Annotated in this window: 18 protein-coding genes; 12 read left to right on the top strand and 6 right to left on the bottom strand. The window is 57.0% G+C overall.

Annotated elements, in window-relative coordinates; translation table 11 throughout:
* Positions 1 to 87: 87 nt before the first annotated feature.
* Positions 88 to 906, bottom strand: a complete 819-nt coding sequence (gene yiaJ, locus FFS28_RS15975; protein ID WP_101736798.1) for an IclR family transcriptional regulator YiaJ — start codon at positions 904 to 906, stop codon at positions 88 to 90.
* Between the two features lie 226 nt (positions 907 to 1,132).
* Here yiaJ and yiaK point away from each other — a divergent pair, with 226 nt between their 5' ends.
* The 8 genes from yiaK to araD all read left to right on the top strand — a co-directional run bounded on the left by yiaK (position 1,133) and on the right by araD (position 8,723).
* Positions 1,133 to 2,131 (top strand): 3-dehydro-L-gulonate 2-dehydrogenase, encoded by a 999-nt coding sequence (gene yiaK / locus FFS28_RS15970; RefSeq protein WP_088209028.1) that lies wholly within the window; start codon positions 1,133 to 1,135, stop codon positions 2,129 to 2,131.
* Positions 2,132 to 2,140: 9 nt separating this feature from the next.
* On the top strand, positions 2,141 to 2,608 hold the full coding sequence (locus tag FFS28_RS15965; protein ID WP_137903452.1) for a YhcH/YjgK/YiaL family protein: 468 nt from the start codon (positions 2,141 to 2,143) through the stop codon (positions 2,606 to 2,608).
* A gap of 26 nt (positions 2,609 to 2,634) precedes the next feature.
* Entirely contained in the window at positions 2,635 to 3,561 is a 927-nt protein-coding gene (locus FFS28_RS15960) for a DUF4862 family protein (RefSeq protein ID WP_137903451.1), read from the top strand.
* A 44-nt stretch (positions 3,562 to 3,605) separates the two neighbouring features.
* Positions 3,606 to 4,925 carry an MFS transporter gene (locus FFS28_RS15955; protein WP_137903450.1) on the top strand — a complete coding sequence of 440 codons (1,320 nt, stop codon included), beginning with the start codon at positions 3,606 to 3,608 and terminating at the stop codon, positions 4,923 to 4,925.
* Positions 4,926 to 5,015: 90 nt separating this feature from the next.
* Positions 5,016 to 6,521, top strand: coding sequence for an FGGY-family carbohydrate kinase (locus FFS28_RS15950; protein WP_137903449.1), 1,506 nt, complete (start codon positions 5,016 to 5,018; stop codon positions 6,519 to 6,521).
* Complete coding sequence (gene ulaD / locus FFS28_RS15945; protein ID WP_102891737.1) at positions 6,518 to 7,171, top strand: 3-keto-L-gulonate-6-phosphate decarboxylase UlaD; 654 nt, start codon at positions 6,518 to 6,520, stop codon at positions 7,169 to 7,171. Before FFS28_RS15950 ends, ulaD begins: the two co-directional genes overlap by 4 nt.
* 2 nt (positions 7,172 to 7,173) lie before the next feature.
* Positions 7,174 to 8,034 carry an L-ribulose-5-phosphate 3-epimerase gene (locus FFS28_RS15940; RefSeq protein WP_101736793.1) on the top strand — a complete coding sequence of 287 codons (861 nt, stop codon included), beginning with the start codon at positions 7,174 to 7,176 and terminating at the stop codon, positions 8,032 to 8,034.
* On the top strand, positions 8,028 to 8,723 hold the full coding sequence (gene araD, locus FFS28_RS15935; RefSeq protein ID WP_137903448.1) for an L-ribulose-5-phosphate 4-epimerase: 696 nt from the start codon (positions 8,028 to 8,030) through the stop codon (positions 8,721 to 8,723). The genes FFS28_RS15940 and araD overlap by 7 nt, the downstream gene beginning before the upstream one ends.
* Here the strand turns inward: araD and FFS28_RS15930 are convergent, their stop codons facing one another.
* Positions 8,724 to 9,542, bottom strand: a complete 819-nt coding sequence (locus FFS28_RS15930; protein ID WP_137273072.1) for a helix-turn-helix domain-containing protein — start codon at positions 9,540 to 9,542, stop codon at positions 8,724 to 8,726.
* A gap of 223 nt (positions 9,543 to 9,765) precedes the next feature.
* Here FFS28_RS15930 and FFS28_RS15925 point away from each other — a divergent pair, with 223 nt between their 5' ends.
* Positions 9,766 to 11,166, top strand: coding sequence for an MFS transporter (locus FFS28_RS15925; protein WP_137903447.1), 1,401 nt, complete (start codon positions 9,766 to 9,768; stop codon positions 11,164 to 11,166).
* 10 nt (positions 11,167 to 11,176) lie between these two features.
* Positions 11,177 to 13,132, top strand: coding sequence for a glycoside hydrolase family 127 protein (locus FFS28_RS15920; RefSeq protein WP_137903446.1), 1,956 nt, complete (start codon positions 11,177 to 11,179; stop codon positions 13,130 to 13,132).
* Between the two features lie 63 nt (positions 13,133 to 13,195).
* Here the strand turns inward: FFS28_RS15920 and FFS28_RS15915 are convergent, their stop codons facing one another.
* Complete coding sequence (locus FFS28_RS15915) at positions 13,196 to 13,936, bottom strand: MipA/OmpV family protein (RefSeq protein ID WP_137903445.1); 741 nt, start codon at positions 13,934 to 13,936, stop codon at positions 13,196 to 13,198.
* A 119-nt stretch (positions 13,937 to 14,055) separates the two neighbouring features.
* On the opposite strand from FFS28_RS15915, the gene FFS28_RS15910 reads away from it, so the two are divergent.
* Complete coding sequence (locus FFS28_RS15910) at positions 14,056 to 15,018, top strand: LysR family transcriptional regulator (RefSeq protein ID WP_137903444.1); 963 nt, start codon at positions 14,056 to 14,058, stop codon at positions 15,016 to 15,018.
* Here FFS28_RS15910 and aldB read toward each other — a convergent pair.
* Positions 15,015 to 16,553, bottom strand: coding sequence for an aldehyde dehydrogenase AldB (gene aldB / locus FFS28_RS15905; protein ID WP_088209015.1), 1,539 nt, complete (start codon positions 16,551 to 16,553; stop codon positions 15,015 to 15,017). The two genes, FFS28_RS15910 and aldB, sit on opposite strands and share 4 nt — an antisense overlap.
* 165 nt (positions 16,554 to 16,718) lie before the next feature.
* Here aldB and FFS28_RS15900 point away from each other — a divergent pair, with 165 nt between their 5' ends.
* Positions 16,719 to 17,594, top strand: a complete 876-nt coding sequence (locus FFS28_RS15900) for an ROK family protein (protein WP_042321363.1) — start codon at positions 16,719 to 16,721, stop codon at positions 17,592 to 17,594.
* On the opposite strand, the gene selB is transcribed toward FFS28_RS15900, so the two are convergent.
* Both selB and selA read right to left on the bottom strand, forming a co-directional pair.
* Positions 17,591 to 19,447: a selenocysteine-specific translation elongation factor gene (gene selB, locus FFS28_RS15895; protein ID WP_137903443.1), complete on the bottom strand. Its 1,857-nt coding sequence runs from the start codon at positions 19,445 to 19,447 to the stop codon at positions 17,591 to 17,593. The two genes, FFS28_RS15900 and selB, sit on opposite strands and share 4 nt — an antisense overlap.
* Positions 19,444 to 20,829 (bottom strand): L-seryl-tRNA(Sec) selenium transferase, encoded by a 1,386-nt coding sequence (selA, locus tag FFS28_RS15890; protein WP_137903442.1) that lies wholly within the window; start codon positions 20,827 to 20,829, stop codon positions 19,444 to 19,446. The genes selB and selA overlap by 4 nt, the downstream gene beginning before the upstream one ends.
* Between the last annotated feature and the right edge of the window lie 57 nt (positions 20,830 to 20,886).

Below are 20,886 nucleotides of genomic sequence, written 5' to 3'. Positions count from 1 at the left end.
CAGATTTCGCTGCCGTTCAGTGCGAAATCTGGCGTTTTTGAAGCGGTTCAGCGCTCGGGTACGGTTCCCACCAGCCCGATTCGTCTGTTATGCCTCGCGTACCGTAAACCCAAGCTCTTTTGAGATAGCGTCTGCGGTTTCACGCAACGGGGTAAGCAAGTTCTTTTCGCCCACCTGCTTCATACGCGATGTCGATAGCGAAATGGAGATGGCATACGGCACGCGGCCATGAATATCAAAGACCGGCACGGCGATACAGGATACCCCCAGTTCATTCTCTTCTTTGTCCCGGGCCATGCTGTGCTCACGGATCTCTGCCAGTTCGCCGTACATCGCGTCCAGTTCGGTGATGGTATTACGCGTCAGCGGCTGGATCTGGTCCTGATGGCTTTCCCAGTAGCTTGCAACATAATCCTGATGGCCAAATGCCATATAAATCTTGCCCATTGCCGAGCAGTAGAGCGGCATATGCTGGCCGATATAGGCGCGGGTGCGCAGCATTCCGGTTGTCGGCTCAAGCTTATAAATCAGGATCGCATGGTCATCTTCACGGCTGGAGAAGTTCACCGTCTCGCCGGTCGCGATGTTCAGCGCCTCAAGATGCGGTGCCGCCACATGAATGATGTTCAGGGATGACAACGCCTTTTGCCCGACGGCAATAAATTTGGTGGTCAAACGATAGCTGCCCGCCGCAGGAGCTGGCGTGACATACCCGCAGGACTGCAACCCCTGCAGTAGCCGGTGAACCGTACTCTTATTCAGCCCAGCAAGCTCGGAGAGATGGGCAAGAGGACACCCGTTCGGATAGTTGCTGAGGATCTCAATCAGCATCAGGCCGCGAAACAAGCTCTGGCTACCTGCTGGCCTCTCTTTTTCTTGCGTCATTTCGCTCTCTTTCATGCTCATTGATTAGCTCCTTTCTTCTCGCGCTCCGATGGTAGCGCAAAGTGTGGCTCAGTTCACGATCTCAACAGAAAAAACACAACCAGTTGATTTTAATCGATTTTGAAAATCATGAATGTCGTTGATCTGACAAAAATTGATCGTTATATTTGAAATCAGATTTCGCATAGTGAAATTTAGCGATAAAAAAGCACTCACACTTGCCCCTTAAAAGCACAGGAGAACAGGGATGAAAGTGACCTTTGATGAGTTGAAAGCGGCGTTCAATCGGGTACTGATCGCGCGCGGCATACAAGCAGACACTGCAGATGCCTGCGCGGAGATGTTCGCCCGCACCACGGAATCCGGCGTCTATTCCCACGGTGTGAACCGTTTCCCGCGTTTTATTCAGCAACTTGATGCTGGCGACATCATTCCTGACGCCCAGCCAAAACGGATCACCACGCTGGGCGCCATTGAACAGTGGGATGCGCAACGCGCCATCGGTAACCTGACGGCGAAGAAAATGATGGATCGTGCTACCGAGCTGGCGTCCGATCACGGGATAGGTCTGGTAGCACTGCGTAACGCAAACCACTGGATGCGCGGCGGCAGCTACGGCTGGCAGGCGGCGGAAAAGGGCTATATCGGCATTTGCTGGACCAACTCGATTGCCGTCATGCCCGCCTGGGGATCAAAAGCGTGCTGTATCGGCACGAACCCATTGATAGTGGCGATCCCGTCCAACCCCATCACCATGGTGGACATGTCAATGTCGATGTTCTCTTACGGCATGCTGGAAGTGAATCGCCTGGCGGGGCGCGAGCTGCCGGTGGACGGCGGATTCGACGACGACGGCAACCTGACCCGTGAACCGGGCGTCATTGAGAAAAACCGCCGCATTCTGCCGATGGGTTACTGGAAAGGTTCTGGCCTCTCCATCGTGCTGGATATGATCGCCACCCTGCTTTCCAATGGCTCCTCCGTGGCGGAAGTCACCCAGGACAACAGCGATGAGTACGGCGTATCGCAAATCTTCATTGCCATCGAGGTAGATCGCCTGATCGACGGCCCAACCCGTGACGCCAAACTACAGCGCATTATGGACTTCATCACCACCGCCGAACGCGCCGATGAAAACGTCGCCGTCCGTCTGCCCGGGCATGAGTTTACGCGCCTGCTGGAGGAGAACCGCCGGGACGGCATCACCATCGACGACAGCGTGTGGGCGAAAATCCAGTCTCTGTAAGGAGGGGCCATGATATTCGGACATATTTCACAGCCAAATCCGTGCCGCCTGCCGCAGGCAATTGAAAAAGCACTTCATTTCCTGCGCACTACCGATTTCGCCACGCTTGAGCCAGGTGTCGTCGAAATTGATGGACGCACTATTTTTGCCCAGGTGCTCGACCTGACGACCCGGGAACCGCATGAAAATCGCCCGGAAGTACATCGTCGTTATCTGGATATTCAATTTCTGGCATCGGGTGAAGAGAAAATAGGTATCGCCATTGATACTGGTAATAACAAAATCAGCGAATCACTGCTCGAACAGCGGGATATTATTTTTTATCACGACAGCGAACATGAATCGTTTATCGAAATGATACCCGGCAGCTATGCCATATTTTTTCCGCAGGATGTGCACCGTCCTGCCTGTATTAAGAACACAAGTTCTGAAATTCGTAAGATTGTGGTGAAAGTAGCAGTCAGCGAATTACAGTAATTTACTGATAAATACAGGAACGCGAAATGACCAACACCGGTTTTATTATTGGTGCGTACCCCTGCGCACCCTCGTTTCACCAGAAAGGGGAACAACAAGAGCAAGCCTTCTGGCGGGAACTTGCCGACACGCCTTATATACGCGGTCTGGAACAACCGTGCCTTGAAAACCTTCATCCGTTTGGCGATGAATGGTTATTCCGGCACACCCCAGGCGACTGGCGCATGGTGGTGACAGCAGTGATGGAAACCATGCGGCGCCGCGCTACCAACGGCGCATTTGGCCTGGCGTCAGCCGACGAAGACCAGCGTAAAGCCTGCGTTGAATATTACCGCCATCTACATCAGAAAATTACCGCCGTGAACGCCCGTTTTCCGGGAAAAGTAACCGCGCTGGAAATGCAGGCGGCACCGCAGGCGGGCAACGACAATGTAGGGCAAGCCACCGAGGCGTTCTCCCGTTCCATCAAGGAGATCGCGGGCTGGGACTGGCCCTGCGATCTGATACTGGAACACTGCGATTCCATGACCGGCCCCGCGCCACGTAAGGGATTCTTACCTTTAGCACAGGTGCTTGACGTGGTGAGCACAACGAATATCAGCGTCTGCATCAACTGGGCGCGTTCTGCTATCGAAGGTCGCAATACCACCCTTCCGCTTGAGCATGTCCAGGCGGCAGTCAGGGCAGGAAAACTGGGGGCGCTGATGTTTTCGGGTACGACCACCCGCGGGGAATACGGTGAATGGCAGGATCTGCATGCGCCGTTTTCTTCGTTCTGCACCGACAGTTTACTCAGCACCGAACATGCAAAAACACTTTTTACTGCGGCGAACGCCGCATCCCTGAAATTCTCCGGTATTAAATTACTGGAAATAAATGCTAATGCTGATGTCAGCCATCGCATCGCAATATTGCGCGACGGCATTAGCGCTCTCCATAACGCGACACAATAAAAATAAAAACACTTATTCCGGTTACATTCACTGAGATATTAAATATGAATATTTCTAATCATGCTCTACACGCGAACATTCCGCGCCAGCGCTGGCTAAGAATCATTCCCCCTATTCTTATCGCCTGCATCATTTCCTATATGGACCGCGTAAATATTGCGTTTGCTATGCCCGGTGGTATGGACGAAGAACTCGGTATTTCCGCCACGATGGCGGGCCTGGCGGGCGGCATCTTCTTTATTGGCTACCTGTTTCTCCAGGTACCGGGCGGCAAGATTGCCGTTCACGGCAGTGGCAAGAAATTCATCGGCTGGTCGCTCGTGGCGTGGGCGGTTATTTCGGTGCTGACGGGCCTCGTCACGAACCAGTACCAACTCCTAGTCCTGCGCTTCTTACTCGGCGTGGCGGAAGGCGGGATGCTGCCCGTGGTGCTTACGATGATCAGCAACTGGTTCCCGGATGCCGAGCGCGGCCGCGCGAATGCGATTGTGATTATGTTTGTGCCTATCGCCGGAATCATCACCGCACCGTTATCGGGCTGGATCATCACCGCGCTCGACTGGCGTTGGTTATTCATCATCGAAGGGCTGATGTCCGTGGTAGTACTGGTGCTGTGGGCCTTCACCGTTTACGACCGACCGCAGGAAGCTCGCTGGATCTCTGAAGCGGAGAAGCGCTATCTGGTGCAAACGCTGGCCGCAGAGCAGCGCGCGATTGCCGGTAAAGAGGTAAAAAACGCGTCACTGAGCGCTGTGCTTTCCGACAAAACCATGTGGCAGCTGATCGCCCTGAACTTCTTCTATCAGACCGGTATTTACGGTTACACCCTCTGGCTGCCCACCATCCTGAAAGAGCTGACGCATACCAGCATCGGTCAGGTGGGGATGCTCGCCGTTCTGCCTTACGTCGGCGCGATTGCAGGCATGTTCCTGTTCTCATCACTCTCGGACCGCACCGGTAAACGCAAGCTGTTCGTCTCCCTGCCGCTGATTGGTTTTGCGCTCTGCATGTTCCTCTCGGTGACCTTAAAAGGAAACATCTGGCTGGCCTATGCCGCGCTGGTGGGTTGCGGATTCTTCCTGCAATCGGCCGCGGGGGTGTTCTGGACGATTCCGGCGCGTTTGTTCAGCGCCGAGATGGCGGGCGGCGCGCGCGGCGTGATTAACGCCCTGGGCAATCTCGGTGGGTTCTGCGGCCCATATGCAGTCGGCGTGCTGATCACTCTCTACAGCAAAGATGCCGGCGTTTACTGCCTGGCGGTATCACTGGCACTGGCCGCACTGCTGGCCCTGCTATTACCGGCAAAATGCGATGCCGGAGCAGAGCCTCATCCCTCGGTGAACCCGCATAAGCATGTGGCCTGATGTCCTTCCCCTTCTCCCACCGGGAGAGGGGAAAAACCAAATCGTAGGCCGGGTAAGCTAAGCGCCACCCGGCAAGCAAGGGAAGCAAAGATGAGTGAAAAAGAACCCTTCTGGCTGGGTATCGATTGTGGCGGTACTTATCTGAAAGCCGGTTTGTACAACAGCCAGGGCAGAGAAGTTTGTATCGAACGCCGTGCGGTTGCCACGCTGAGCCCACATGCCGGCTACGCCGAGCGGGATATGCACGCGCTTTGGCAGCACTGCCATGCAACCGTCGCCCGGTTGCTGAAGAATTCAGGCGTAGACGGCGAACAGATCAAAGGCGTTGGCATTTCTGCGCAGGGCAAGGGGCTGTTTCTTCTCGATAAACGGGATCAACCGCTCGGCAACGCGATGCTCTCCTCCGACCGCCGGGCCCTGGAGATTGTGCAGCGCTGGCAGCAGGACGGCATTCCCGAAAAACTCTATCCGCATACGCGCCAGACGCTGTGGACGGGGCATCCCGTATCGCTTCTGCGCTGGGTCAAAGAAAACGAACCGCAGCGGTATCAACAGATTGGCTGCGTGATGATGGCGCATGACTATTTGCGCTGGTGCCTCACGGGCGTAAAAGGCTGCGAAGAGAGCAATATCTCCGAGTCCAACCTCTACAACATGCAGACAGGCCGGTACGACCCCCAGCTCACGCGCTGGCTGGGTATTGATGAAATCGACGGCGCGCTGCCACCCATTGTCGGTTCAGCAGAAATTTGCGGGGAAATCACCGCTCAGGCAGCCGCACTGACCGGTCTCGCGGCGGGCACGCCCGTCGTTGGTGGACTGTTTGATGTGGTTTCCACCGCGATCTGCGCCGGGCTGCATGATGAACACACCCTGAATGCCGTGATGGGTACATGGGCCGTCACCAGCGGTATCGCCAACGGCATTCGCGACAACGAGCCATTTCCTTATGTCTATGGCCGCTATGTTCACCCGCAGCATTACATCGTCCACGAGGCCAGCCCGACGTCCTCCGGCAATCTCGAATGGCTGACAGCGCAATGGGGCGATATGTCATTTGATGAGATAAACCGCGCCGTCGCCAGCTTGCCGAAAGCCGGAAGTGAGGTGATCTTCCTGCCATTTCTCTACGGCAGCAATGCCGGGCTGGAGATGACCAGCGGGTTCTACGGTATGCAGGCGCTGCACACTCGCGCGCACCTTCTCCAGGCCGTTTACGAAGGCGTGGTGTTCAGCCATATGACTCACCTTAACCGGTTGCTGGAGCGCTTTACCCAGGTGCGGGCACTGCGCGTCACGGGCGGCCCTGCTCATTCGGCTGTGTGGATGCAAATGCTTGCGGACGTCAGTGGTCTGGCTATCGAACTGCCGCAGGTAGAGGAGACCGGCTGTTCCGGCGCGGCCCTGGCCGCACTCGTGGGAACGGGTGTCTATCCCGATTTTCACACCGCGCAGCGCGCCCTCACCCATGCCTGCAGGGTTATCGAACCCGATATGCACGCGCATGCGGCCTACCAGCGTAAATACCACCGCTACCAGTTACTGATATCAGCACTACAGGGCTATCACGCCCGCGTTAAGGAGTACGACTTATGAGCCGACCATTACTTCAGCTGGCGCTCGACCACACTTCACTGTCAGCTGCACAGCGCGACGTCGCGTTATTAGCGGACTGCGTCGATATCGTCGAAGCGGGCACCATTCTGTGTCTGACCGAAGGGCTGAATGCGGTGCGTGCGCTGCGTCAGCAATGCCCGGACAACATCATCGTCGCGGACTGGAAAGTCGCCGACGCCGGAGGAACGCTGGCGGAACAGGCGTTCGGCGCAGGCGCCAACTGGATGACCATCATCTGCGCCGCACCGCTGGCCACCGTCGAAAAAGGGCATGAGGTGGCTCAACGCTGCGGCGGCGAAATCCAGATGGAACTGTTCGGCAACTGGACGCTGGAAGATGCCCGCGCCTGGCACCGCGCTGGCGTTAAGCAGGCGATTTATCACCGCGGACGTGACGCACAGGCCAGTGGGCAACAGTGGGGCGAAGCGGATCTCGCCAGAATGAAGGCCCTCTCCGATATCGGTTTGCAGCTCTCGATTACCGGCGGCATTACCCCCGCCGACCTGCCGCTGTTTAAGTCAATCAACGTTAAGGCATTTATCGCCGGGCGCGCCCTGGCAGGCGCAGAACATCCGCCGCAGGTGGCACAGGCATTCCACCAGCAAATCCGCGACATCTGGGGAGAGTAACCATGCGACAGCATCCGTTGGGTATATACGAAAAAGCGCTGCCGAAAGATCTCTCCTGGCCGGAACGTTTAGTTCTGGCGAAAAGCTGCGGGTTTGATTTTGTTGAGATGTCGGTTGATGAGACGGACGAGAGACTATCGCGTCTGGAATGGAATACTACGCAGCGCGCCTCTCTGGTCGAAGCCATGCTGGAGACAGGCGTGTCGATCCCGTCGATGTGTTTGTCCGCCCATCGTCGCTTTCCGTTTGGCAGCCGCGACGAAACCGTGCGTGAACGCGCCCGCGAGATCATGACCAAAGCCATCAGGCTGGCGCGCGATTTGGGCATTCGTACCATTCAACTGGCGGGTTACGACGTTTATTACGAAGAGCATGACGCAGGCACGCAGCAGCGCTTTGCCGAAGGGCTGGCGTGGGCCGTTGAGCAGGCTGCTGCTGCGCAGGTGATGCTGGCGGTGGAGATCATGGACACCGCCTTTATGAACTCTATCAGCAAGTGGAAAAAGTGGGACGAGATGCTGGCATCCCCATGGTTCAGCGTCTATCCGGACGTCGGCAACCTGAGCGCGTGGGGCAACGACGTCACCGCCGAACTGACGCTGGGAATTGACCGTATCGCGGCTATCCACCTGAAAGACACCCAGCCCGTTACCGCACAAAGTCCCGGACAGTTCCGCGACGTACCGTTTGGCGAGGGCTGCGTCGATTTCGTGGGCGTGTTTTCCACGCTGAAGAAGCTGAACTATCGCGGCGCGTTTCTGGTTGAAATGTGGACCGAAAAAGCAAAAGAACCGGTGCTGGAGATTATCCAGGCACGCCGCTGGATTGAAGCCCGTATGCAGGAAGGAGGCATGACATGTTAGAACAACTCAAAGCCGAAGTGCTGGCGGCCAATCTGGCGCTTCCCGTCCACCGGCTGGTGACATTTACCTGGGGCAACGTCAGCGCCGTTGACCGTGAAAGCGGTCTGATGGCGATTAAGCCTTCAGGCGTGGAATACGACGTGATGACCGCCGAAGATATGGTTATCGTGGATATCGCCACGGGCCAGGTGGTTGAAGGCAGCAAAAAACCCTCATCAGACACGCCAACCCACCTCGCGCTCTATCGCCGTTATCCGGAGATTGGCGGCATTGTCCATACCCACTCACGCCACGCCACAATCTGGTCGCAGGCAGGGTTAGATCTCCCGGCCTGGGGCACCACCCACGCGGACTACTTCTACGGCGCGATACCCTGCACCCGGCTGATGACCACGGCAGAAATTGAGGGTGAATATGAGTACCAGACGGGTGAAGTGATCATTAAAACCTTTGAAGAAAGAGACCTGAGCCCAATGCAGGTTCCGGCGGTGCTGGTGCACTCTCACGGCCCGTTTGCGTGGGGCAAAGATGCTGCCGATGCGGTACATAATGCCGTCGTACTGGAAGAGTGTGCCTACATGGGCCTGTTCTCGCGCCAGCTTGCACCGCAACTACCGGACATGCAGCAGGCGCTGCTCGACAAGCATTATCTGCGCAAGCACGGCGCGAATGCCTATTACGGCCAGTAATTACCCGGAATTAATATGTTCCTTACAGTACCGCCGTTTCCAGACGGCGGGCGTCAGCCCGGTATGTTTAGAGAATATCTGCCGAAAATAGCCAACGTCGTTAAATCCGCAGCGGGTGGCAACCTCGGTTATTGACGCTGCATCGCTTAATAACAGCTTTTCTGCTGCCCTGATGCGCTGGCGGTGAATGGCCTCGGTCAGGGTTAAATGAAAGGTTTTACGAAATACCCTGCCGAGATAATCGGCATTACAGTGCAACGCTTTTGCCAGCTGCGAGGTGGAAAGCGGCAAATGAAATTGCGTGCGAATAAGCTGTTTGGCTTTCCACGCAATGGCCGTACTCGCTTCATCGCTTTTATCTTCGTAGCCCCGGGAAAGTGAGACCTGCTGTAAAATCAGCAGCACGATGATTTCCAGCGCCACGCTTCGCTGTAATTTTTCCTGTTCGCTCAGGAATTGTCGAAATAGCGCGGTGACATATTGCGGATCCCTGACAACGCAATATTGCTCTATTTCGAGCGGAAACGCCTGCGGCAGGGATTCATTAACGCGCTCAATATCAAAGTGCAGCCAGTAGAAACGCAGATCCCCGGGAAAGTCTTCTGTCCCCACGTGTCGACGGCCCGGCCACAGCAGTAAACTCTCGCCCGCTTTTACCTCAAACACCCTGTCGTCTTCCTGAATCGTTAATGTCCCCTTTTCGACAAAGATAATCTCCCACGACGTTAATTTACGCGACGGATGGCGTCCCACGCCCCGGGAAATAAATAACCCTCCGTTTTGTACTTTAATCGGAAGCGCTATGGATAATTCAAGCATAGATATTCACCATTCCGCTTTTATCTCCGAAGAAATTGCGTTTATTTATTGAATAATAACAAATAGTGCCAGCGCTGCTCGATCGAACTCACATTTTCAACATCAGGTCGGAATCGTCATCTTTTTATACTTTTCCCTTCCCTTGTTGGCATAGCCGTTCAATGCAAAATAAAAGAGGTACCTTGCAAAAAATAAAAAAATTCGCTTACCGAGGAGTGACCTGATGACTTCCACACCGATTACAAAGTCTGATGTTGCACAGCGGGCGAGAGATGACCGTTTATCCATTCGCGAAAAAATAGGCTATGGCCTCGGCGATGCGGGCGGAACGGTGATCACCTGCTTAATTATGAATTTTCTGACCTTTTTCTATACCGACGTTTTTGGCCTGACCCCCGCGCTGGTGGGGACACTGTTTATTGCGCTGCGCGTGTTTGACGCCATTTCCGATCCGGTGATGGGGGTTATTGCCGACCGCACGCAGAGCCGCTGGGGGCGTTTTCGTCCCTGGCAACTGTGGGTGGCGGTTCCCATCGGGATTATCGGCGTTCTGACCTTTACCGTTCCGGACGCCAGCATGGGGGTCAAAATCGCCTGGGCGTTCGGAACCTATCTGCTCCTGTCCGTAGGTTATACCGCCATCAACGTGCCCTATTGCGCGCTGATCAACACCATGACCACCCGCCACAACGAAGTGATCGCCTGCCAGTCATGGCGCTTTGTGTTGTGCGGCGTCGCGGGGTTTTTGGTCTCGGTTGGGCTGCCGTGGCTGGTCGCAGAGCTGGGGCAAGGTAACACCGCCCGTGGCTACCAGCTTGGGGTCGGCGTGCTGTGCGCCATCGCCGTGATCATGTTCCTGTGCTGCTTCTTCTGGGTACGAGAGCGCGTGCCGCTGGCGCTGATGGGCAAATTCACGCTACGCGAGCATCTCGCGGGCCTGCGTAAGAACGATCAGCTACTGCTGATGCTGGTGATGTCATTTCTGCTGATAAACGTCTTTAACATTCGCGGCGGCGGATACATGTACTTCATCACCTACGTTTTGCAGGGAAGTACCGTTTATACCTCACTGTTTTTCACCATGGTGACCTTTGCGGCGATCCTGGGCGCGGTGATCGTCAATCCGCTGTCCCGGCGTATTGATACCGTCAAACTCTACTATTACACCAACCTGGTGCTGGCCGCTGTTGCCCTGGGTATGTGGTTCCTGCCGGGCGGGCCGGCCCATCAAACGCTCTGGCTGGTCGTCATTCTCAGCAACGGCGTGATCCTGGGCTTTACCCTGCCACTGCACTTCTCCCTGATGGCCTTCGCAGATGACTACGGCGAGTGGAAAAACGGCGTGCGTTCATCAGGTATGAACTTCGCCTTCAATCTGTTTTTCATCAAGCTGGCGTGGGCGTCCAGCGCCGGGATCATCAGCCTGGTGTTCATCGCAGTCGCCTACCAGCCGGGCGCGGGTAACCAGACGCCGGCCTCTTTGCAGGGCATTACCGCCATGGAGACGCTGCTCCCTGCTCTTTTCCACCTGCTGCTGGCGATCTCTATCCGCTGGTGCAGGCTTAATAACCCGATGATGTCGCGCATTGCCACCGATCTGCGCCAGCGTCACGTCTCGTCCTGAGGAGAATGTCATGACCCTAATGGAAGCCAACCTGCATAACCTGAAAATTAACGATCCGTTTCTCGGCCAGTACCAGCGGCTGGTGCGCGACGTGGTGATCCCGTATCAGTGGAATGCGCTGAACGACCGCGTTGCGGATGCGGAGCCAAGCCACGCCATCACCAACTTCCGCATTGCGGCAGGTCTGGAGGACGGGGAGTTTTACGGTATGGTATTTCAGGACAGCGACGTGACGAAATGGCTTGAGGCCGTGGCGTGGTCGCTGTGCCAAAAACCCGATCCCGAACTGGAACAAACCGCAGATGAGGTGATCGAACTTGTCGCAGCGGCGCAGTGCGAGGACGGCTATCTGAACACCTACTTTACGGTCAAAGCCCCCGGCGAGCGCTGGACCAACCTCGCCGAATGCCACGAGCTTTACTGCGCCGGACACATGATTGAAGCGGGCGTGGCCTGGTTTCAGGGTACCGGAAAGCGCCGCCTGCTGGAGGTCGTCTGTAAGCTGGCGGACCATATCGACAGCGTCTTTGGGCCAGGGGAAAACCAGCTGCATGGTTATCCTGGCCATCCGGAAATTGAGCTGGCGCTAATGCGGCTCTATGACGTCACGCAAGAGCCGCGCTACATGGCGCTGGTGAATTACTTTATTGAGGCGCGTGGCACGACGCCCCATTTCTATGATATCGAATACGAGAAGCGCGGCAGAACCTCGCACTGGCATAACTACGGCCCGGCCTGGATGGTCAAAGACAAAGCCTACAGCCAGGCCCACCAGCCGCTTTCAGAACAGCAAACGGCTATCGGCCATGCGGTGCGTTTTGTGTACCTGATGGCGGGCATGGCGCATCTGGCTCGCCTGAGTAACGACGACGGCAAACGCCAGGATTGCCTGCGGCTGTGGAGAAATATGGCCCAGCGCCAGCTGTACATCACGGGCGGGATCGGCTCGCAAAGCAGCGGCGAGGCCTTCAGCAGCGATTACGATCTGCCTAACGATACGGTGTATGCAGAAAGCTGCGCCTCTATCGGCCTGATGATGTTTGCCCGCCGGATGCTGGAGATGGAGGCAGACAGCCAGTATGCCGACGTGATGGAGCGGGCGTTATACAACACGGTGCTGGGCGGAATGGCGCTCGACGGTAAGCATTTTTTCTACGTGAACCCGCTTGAAGTGCATCCCAAAACGCTGGCGTTTAACCATATTTATGACCATGTCAAACCCGTCCGCCAGCGCTGGTTTGGCTGTGCCTGCTGCCCGCCGAACATTGCGCGCGTGCTAACGTCGCTGGGTCATTACATCTATACCCTTCATCCGGAAACGTTATTCATCAATCTGTATGTCGGGAACGACATCGCCGTCCCGGTTGGCGACCAGCAGCTGCAGCTGCGTATCAGCGGAAATTACCCGTGGCATGAGCAGGTTAACATTGAGATTGCCTCGCCCGTCCCGGTCACCCACACGCTGGCGCTCCGGCTGCCGGACTGGTGCGAAAACCCCGAAGTATTGCTGAACGGCGCAGCGGTGACGGGTGAGGTATCGCGTGGCTACCTCTACCTGCGCCGCAGCTGGCAGGAGGGCGATGTGTTAACGCTGACGCTGCCGATGCCGGTTCGTCGGGTGTACGGTAATCCCCAGGTTCGCCAGCAGGCGGGTAAAGTCGCGTTGCAGCGCGGTCCGCTGGTCTATTGCCTAGAGGAAGCAGACAACGGCGCCGGGCTGCACAACCTGTCCCTGCCCGCTGACAGCGAATTCCGTGTTTTTGAAGGAAAAGGCATGTTTGCCCATAAAATGGTGATTCAGGCAGAGGGCATCGCGCGGTGCGCCGCGCAGGCAAATTCAGACGCGCTCTGGCAGTACGATCGCGCCCCGGTACATCGTGAGCCACACACGCTGACCTTTATTCCGTGGTTTAGCTGGGCTAACCGGGGAGAAGGGGAAATGCGGATTTGGGTCGATGAAGGCTAAATAGCGGTAGTCTGTTGCCCTCTCCCACGAGAGAGGGCGTAAACCGTCACCCGGCTTTCGACATCAAAAACGCCAGGCCACGCCGGTCATCAGCGCGACGCTGTCGTCGCGGTCGATCATCGGGCTGTTCTTCACGTCGTCCGGTAAGACCGTGTATACCGCGCTGGCCGTGATGAACAGGCTTTTTGTCAGCTGATATTTCGCCGCCAGGCCAACGTATGGCGTCCAGCTGTCATTCGCGGTGTAATCATCCAGCCCTGAGCGGCGAGACTCGCTGCCGGATACGCCATAGTAATAGTCGTTATAGCTTTTATCGCTGTAGAACACGCCGACGGAGGGGGTCAGGATCAGGCGTTCCATGCGAATCGGGTGGAAATACGAGATTTCAGCGATCGTGCCGCCGCTTTCATCCATCGCGTCGCCGGAGAGCGCCAGTTTCAGGCTGCCCCAGCGCTCATGACGATAATATGCGCCGCCCATGAAAGCCGATGCCTTGCGCTCGTCCAGGCGTTTCATCTGGTGGTCGTCATTGTCGTCCGGATCAAAATGCAGGGGCATCCAGGAGGCAGTGAGGCTGAGTTCGTTTTTATCGTCCTTCCACATAATCCACCCACCGGTGGTTTGACGCACATAGAAACGATCGCCTTCATAGCTGATTAACGGCACGGCGGTCGTATTTTGGTTATACCCTTTGTAAGGCGATTCATTAAATACCGCCCCCGCCCCGAGAGAAAAAACGCCAGCCATTGCGGAGAATGACGAAAATAACGCGGCAGCAATCAGTAAATTATATTTAACAGTCATTCCATGTAATCCATTTATACGCAGGTAAGCGAGGCGCATAATAATGGTTACAAATTTACCAAAGCAACGCGACTGATTATATAATAGTATATCGGCAATGATATAAATGGATACGCAAGATGCTTAACCTGCAGTTAAAGCCGCGAGATTTAAAAATAATTTCTATCATCGCCGCAACGCGCAGCATTGGAGATGCCGCCGCTCTGCTGGGGATGGCGCAGGCCAACGTCAGCAAATATCTCTCTGATTTTGAAAACCGCATTGGCCTTAAGGTGTTCGAGCGCACCACGCGCCAGCTCGCGCTCACGCCGTTCGGCGAGGCGCTGTTGCCCTACATCAATGCGTCGCTGGATAAGAACAACCAACTCGTTAATTTTATTGCTGATTATAAACATGAGAAGCGAGGAAAAGTGACGATATACGCCCCGACGGGCATTGTGACCTACCTGGCGCGCAACGTTATCCACCTTATTGAAGACATTGGCGACATCCGCCTCTCGTTGAAAACCTATAATCTTGAGCGCAGTGAATTCTCCGAAGGCGTCTCTTTTCCCGACGACTGCGATATTTTAATTACCTACGCCCCGCCAAAAGATGAAAGTTTAGTGGCAACGGTGTTGAGAAAGTATTCCGTTACGGCGTTTGCAACGGTCGATTACTTAAAAAAACATCCTATTAGCAGCCCACAGGATTTAAAAGATCACTCCTGCATTCTCATCGATTCGATGATGGTTAATGAGGCCAATATCTGGCCTTTCCGCGTCCCTGGCAGTAACGACATCTGTGATTATAAAGTCACCGGCAATTATATTTGCGATAATACCCAAACCGCGCTGGAGCTGGCCCGTAATAATCTGGGCATTGTTTTTGCCCCGAAAGTGAGCCTGAAAAGCGAGTTAACGCAAGGGACGCTCGTCCCCTGCTTTCCACACCAGGACGAGTGGTGGCTCGATCTCACCGCCATTTTCAAAAAGCGCGAGTACCAGCCCTGGCGCGTCCAGTACGTCCTGGACGCCATTCTTGACTGCCTGCGCCAGCAGCTGGTTCAGGCCACCCCCGGGCGGCCTGAACAGGATGATTAGAACAGCCCTAACGGTTTATCGGAGTAACTGACCAGCAGGCATTTCGTCTGCTGATAGTGTTCCAGCATCATCTTGTGGGTTTCCCGCCCAATGCCTGACTGCTTATAGCCCCCAAAGGCCGCATGCGCCGGATAGGCATGATAGCAGTTGGTCCACACGCGTCCCGCCTGAATGCCGCGCCCCATCTTATAGGCCAGATTACCGTTACGGCTCCATACGCCAGCCCCTAAGCCGTACTGGGTGTCGTTGGCGATTTCAAGCGCCTCCTCCATGGTTTTGAAGGTGGTCACGGCCAGCACCGGGCCGAAAATCTCCTCCTGGAAGACGCGCATGCTGTTCTTGCCAGACAGGATCGTTGGCTCAAGATAGTAGCCCTCCTGCAGATCGCCGCCCAGAAGCTTACGACGGCCACCGGTCAGCACATCGGCACCCTCTTTTTTACCGATATCGATGTAGTTAAGGATGGTTTCCAGCTGCCCGTGGGAGACCTGCGCGCCCATCTGCGTCACGCTATCCAGCGGATTGCCGCTGCGAATCGACTCTACGCGCCGGATCGCCCGCTCCATAAAGCGCTCATAAATCGATTCCTGAACCAGCGCCCGGCTGGGGCAGGTACACACTTCGCCCTGGTTGAAGGCGAACAACGCAAACCCCTCCAGCGCCTTATCGAAGAAGGCATCCTCTTCATCCATCACGTCGGCAAAGAAGATATTCGGCGACTTCCCGCCCAGCTCCAGCGTAACCGGGATGATGTTCTGGGTCGCATACTGCATGATCTGCTGGCCCACTTCCGTCGACCCGGTAAAGGCCACCTTGGCGATGCGTTTTGAGGTCGCCAGGTATTCGCCAATTTCGCCCCCTGCGCCGTTGACCACGTTGATGACGCCCGGCGGCAACAGATCGCCAATCACTTCCATCAGCAGTAGCACGGAGAGCGGCGTTAAGCGTGCAGGCTTGAGCACCACGCAGTTGCCCGCTGCCAGCGCGGGGGCCATTTTCCAGCTCGCCATCAGCAGCGGGAAGTTCCACGGAATGATCTGCCCCACCACCCCTAGCGGCTCGTGGAAGTGATACGCCACGGTGTCGCTGTCGACCTCGCTGATGCCGCCCTCCTGGGCGCGGATGCAGGAGGCAAAATAGCGGAAGTGGTCGATCGCCAGCGGAACGTCTGCCGCCATGGTTTCGCGGATCGGCTTACCGTTATCCCAGGTTTCCGCTGTCGCCAGCAGCTCCAGGTTTTGCTCCATCCGGTCGGCGATTTTAAACAGGATGGCAGCCCGATCCTGCACAGAGGTCTGCCCCCACTTATCCTTGACCTTATGCGCCGCATCCAGCGCCAGATCGATATCACGCTTGCCGGAGCTGGCAATTTCACACAGCGGCTGCCCGGTGACGGGCGTCAGGTTGGAATAGTATTCGCCGTCGACGGGGGCCACCCAGTCGCCGCCGATAAAGTTGTCATAACGGGGTTTTAGCTTAAGAGGAAAACCATACTCGCCAGGCTGAATGCGCGATGAGGGAGGATTATTTGTCATGACCGTCTCCTTGCTGTTGGTGTACATCAAGGGTAGTTCCGGCTGGCTATTTTCTCGCCAGCCGGTGACGGGTTTACGAGCCGTATCACGGATTACCGTACTTTACGTTTCGTTTCTGCCGCTGAGCCATACTTAATAGCTTAAAGGCTCATGAGGAACGATGCGATGCAGCTATTTATTGGCTTTGACGTGGGCGGAACCCACATCAAACACGGCGTGATTGATGAAAACGGCAAGGAACTGACGTCTGAGGAGTACGACACCCCGGAGGATGAAGCATCCTTTAAACAGAAATGGAAAGCGGTGGTGGAAGCGTACCAGCAGGAGCATGACGTTGTCGGCATCGGGGTGAGCTTTCCAGGCCATATCAATCACCATACCGGCGAAGCGGCGAAAGCAGGCGCGCTTGAGTATCTTGACGGCAAAAACCTGTGTGCGCTTTTTGCAGAGCTGACCGACCTGCCCGTGACCATCGAAAATGACGCCAACTGCGCGGCGCTGGGCGAACGCTGGCAAGGGGCAGGGAAAGATTACGAGCATTTCGTCTGCATCACCATCGGCACGGGTATCGGCGGTGGGATCGTGATGGAAGGCGACCTTTATCGCGGCTCGCACTATCGGGCGGGTGAATTTGGCGTGCTTCCCGTCGGCAATAACGGCGAATGCATGCACGAGGTGGCGTCTGCCAGCGGCCTGATGAAGGCCTGCAGTCGCGCGTTACGGCTCAGCGAAGATGAAATGCCCCACGGTGAAGAGCTGTTTAAACGTATGGACAGCGACGTTCATCTGCGTGAGGCCATTGAAGAGTGGGCGCATTTTTTGTCCCGCGGCGTCTACAGCGTGATCTCCATGTTTGATCCGCAGGCGGTGCTGATTGGTGGCGGCATCAGCGAGCAGGAGAAAGTCTATCTCCTGCTCGATAAGTATTTACAGCGTTTTGAGGAGTGGGAGGCGCTCAAGGTGCCGATCCTGCCGTGTAAACTGGGCAATCAGGCGGGCCGCCTGGGAGCCGTCTGGCTGGCAAAGCAGAACCGCGCTTAACGCGCCTCACCTTGTTCCGGGAACAGCTGCGCGTCGCGAAGCAGATGATCGTTGCCCCGACGACGCGTAAAACCTGTCCGGTTGAAATATTCGAGGATCTGAATCGCCAGCTTGCGCCCCACGTTCAGCTGGTCGCGGAAGTCCGCCGCACAGGTTGACCCCTGCACCCGATCGCGATGGCGGATCAGGTTTGCAAACGCCAGAATGCGATCGTTGCGGTAATAACGATCTTTCACGATCGCCACAATCAGCCCCTGCTGCGCCGCATGCCGTAAGACCTGACGCATGGTCTGCTCGTCGGTGTGGGTTTCTCGCGCAAGATCGCGCACCCACCACGGCTCATCGCCGAACAACGACGCCGCTTTTTGCCATATGGCCTCTTGCTCGGCGGTGAAGCCGGCTTTGTGTTCCGGCAGGTGCAGCCAGCCGTGGTGGCTTTTGATCGCGCCGCTTTCGCGCATTTTTTCAATCAGCAGCAGCACCAGCGCTTCATCTTCCATCGGCAGCGCCATGCGACGCAGGCGCTCGCGCCCCGGACCGGGTTCATCCTGATGCTGCTGGTGGTAGGTGGCGAGCGTGTTCAACACTTTACGCTGCCAGCGTGCTGCGACCGGGGCATTGAGCAGGCTGTTTCCGGCCTGGATAAAGCCCTCTTCCTGCGTCAGTTCCCCCAGGCCTTCACCGCTCAGCTGGCGCGCCCAGGCGAAATCACTCAGGTTTACCGCGCCGCGTTCGAGATGCGTTAGCAGCGCGGCTTTATCATCGTCGGCTTGCTCCAGCGCCGCCAGCCATTGCAGGTATTCCGGCTTACGTTTCCCGCGACGGGGCGGATCCAGCGTCACCACCCGCGCCCCGGCCAGCGTTTCCCGCGCCGAGATATCGCGCAGCACCAGGCGGTCGTTATCCGCGAGCCACAGCGGGGAATCAAGTACCAGCTCGGCGAGGTTGTTTTCCAGCAGCGATACCCGCCCGGTAATATGGCTGGCGGCATGATGGATGTGCAACGGCTGCCACTGCGTCAGCGGCGTGAAGCTGTGCAGAGAGACAATGACCCGTTCAGACGGCTCCGGTGGCGCAGCGGATAGCAGCCAGTCGCCACGGTTAAGGCGGTCTTTTTCAGCATCGCCCGCAATGTTCAGCGCGATGCGCTGCCCGGCATGGGCGTGTTCCACCGGCTGATTCTGGGCATGCAGACCACGCACGCGCATCGGCTTATTCACGCCCGTCAGCCAGAGCGTATCGCCGACGTTCACTTCTCCGCTCAGCGCGGTGCCTGTGACCACCAGACCCGCCCCTTTGACGGTAAACGCCCGGTCGATGGCCAGGCGAAAGCGGTGATGGCTCGCGCGCTGGCGCGACGGCAGCTGCTGCAAATGGTCGCGCAGGGCATCAATCCCGCGCCCCTCGGTCGCCACGGTGACAAAAAGCGGCGCATCGGCAAAACCGTATTCGCGCAGCACGCCCTGCACCTGCTCCCTGACCTCGTCCCTGCGCGTGTCATCCACGCGGTCGGCTTTGGTGAGGGCAACGGTGAGCTGCGGATTGCCCGTGAGCTGTAGGATCGCCAGATGTTCACGGGTTTGCGCCATCACGCCGTCATCGCAGGCCACCACCAGCAGCGCATGATCGATGCCGCCGACCCCGGCCAGCATGTTCGACAAAAACTTTTCGTGCCCCGGCACATCAATAAAGCCCAGCACGCGACCATCCGGCTGCGGCCAGTAGGCATAGCCCAGATCGATGGTCATGCCGCGTTTTTTCTCTTCCGGCAGGCGGTCAGCATTCACGCCGGTAATGGCCTGCAGCAGGGTGGTTTTTCCGTGGTCAACGTGACCGGCGGTGGCAATAATCATTTCAACAGCATCTCCAGAAACTGCTCTTCATCTTCAAGACAGCGTAGGTCTAACCACATGCGTCCGTCGTATATGCGTCCGATAACCGGCGCAGGCAGCGCGCGCCAGCGGGCCGATAACGCCTCAAGCTGGCTGCCGCGTCCGTCGCGTGGTGTAAACGTCAGCGCGGCGCTCGGCAGTCTGTCTACCGGCAGCGAGCCGCTGCCAATCTGCGACTGGCAAGATTCAACGCGCACGTCAAACCCGGCATAGTGCGGGGCAACCTGCGACAGCAGTAGCTCGCCCTGCGCACGAATCGAGGCGGCATCCCGCGCCAGCAGACGCAGCGTTGGCAGCCGTTCGGCCAGCTTCTCCGGGTGGAGGTAGAGCCGCAGCGTCGCTTCAAGCGCCGCGAGGGTCATTTTGTCGGCACGCAGCGCGCGCTTGAGCGGATGCTGTTGCAGCTTCGCAATCAGCTCACGTTTGCCGACGACGATCCCGGCCTGCGGCCCGCCCAGCAGTTTATCGCCGGAGAAGCTCACCAGACTTACGCCTGCCGCAATCGTCTCCTGTACCATCGGCTCTTTCGGCAGCCCGTACTGGCTTAAATCCACCAGCGAACCGCTGCCGAGATCGGCAATAACCGGCACGTTCAGTTCACGCCCGATAGCGGCCAGTTCGGCCTCGTCGACCGTTTTAGTGAAACCTTCAATATGGTAATTGCTGGTGTGGACCTTCATCAGCAGCGCGGTATTTTCGTTGACCGCCGCGCGATAATCTTTTGCATGGGTGCGATTGGTGGTGCCCACTTCGTGCAGCGCACAGCCCGCCTGACGCATGACATCCGGGATGCGGAACGCACCGCCAATCTCCACCAGCTCACCACGCGAGACCACTACCTCTTTGCCGCTGGCCGTCGCTGCCAGCATCAGCAGCACAGCCGCCGCGTTGTTATTCACGATGCAGGCGTCTTCGGCACCAGTGAGCTGGCAGAGCAAATCCGCCAGCGCCCGATCGCGATGGCCCCGGCCAGCGCCATCCAGATCATACTCCAGCGTGACCGGCGAACGCATGGCCTGAGCAACCGCCGCGACCGCCTCTTCGGCCTGCTGCGCACGACCCAGGTTGGTATGCAGCACCGTTCCCGTCAGGTTAAACACCGGACGCAGAGCACCCTGCGCGTTAGCCGTCAGCCGCCGTTCCGCCTCCTGCCCCCAGTCCGCGCACCAGTCCGGTAAGGCATTCTCTGCCTGAATATGTTCCCGCACCTCTTCCTGAAGCAGACGCAGCATATCGACCGTCGCGGTATGGCCGAAACGGTCGACGACGGTTAAGAAGTGGGGATCACGCAGAAGCCGATCGGTAGCAGGAATGTGGCTGTAGAGAGAACGATGAGTAGTCATGGATGCGCCCGGCGAATGGATATCATCCCCCCTCCCGACGGGAGAGGGAGTTAACAT

Origin of the sequence: Enterobacter sp. 2VL (assembly GCF_005503595.1) — a bacterium.
GTDB lineage: Bacteria > Pseudomonadota > Gammaproteobacteria > Enterobacterales > Enterobacteriaceae > Enterobacter > Enterobacter cancerogenus.
The sequence above is the reverse complement of the archived record's forward strand: the minus strand, read 5'-3'. Positions and strand labels throughout refer to the sequence as shown.